The organism is Corynebacterium sp. HMSC070E08 (genome assembly GCF_001808895.1).
GTDB lineage: Bacteria > Actinomycetota > Actinomycetes > Mycobacteriales > Mycobacteriaceae > Corynebacterium > Corynebacterium hiratae.
Genome location: NZ_KV794772.1, coordinates 1 through 474, shown reverse-complemented (window position 1 = coordinate 474; position 474 = coordinate 1). Strand labels below are relative to the sequence as shown.

Annotated in this window: 1 protein-coding gene; it reads right to left on the bottom strand. The window is 54.6% G+C overall.

What is annotated here, in order from left to right; translation table 11 throughout:
* On the bottom strand, positions 1–474 hold a 474-nt coding region (locus HMPREF2526_RS08140; protein WP_168163156.1), incomplete at both ends, for a VaFE repeat-containing surface-anchored protein.

The window sequence follows — 474 nt, the reverse complement described above, 5'->3', positions numbered from 1 at the left end:
CACCCGGCTGGTTCGGGGTCGTCTCCTCGCCCGGGTTGTTCGGGGTCGTTTCCTCGGACGGCTTCGGAACCGTCTGGTTCTTATCGTTGATGTCCTTGTGCTCAGCGATGTGGTTCGGCTCCTCCGGATCAGTACCCGGAGTCTCCTCGCCCTTGTCGTTGACCTCAACAGAAGTCAACTCCTCAAAGGCAACCGCAGCCTCAACCGGCTTCTTCACCGAATCAGCAACGATGATCTCAACAACAACCTCACCATCAGCAGCATCCGGAGTAAAGGTCTTCTCACCCTTACCCAGGACAGACTTGCCATCAACCTTAGAAATCAGCTCAGCCTTCAGGGTGTATTCCATACCCGGAACCAAACCCTCATACGTCACCGTATCGTTAACCTTCGCACCAGCAACAACCTCAGTTGCACCGTTAGCAAAGTCAGCATTCGTCGAAATCTTCGGCTTATCAGTCTCTTCGCCCGGCT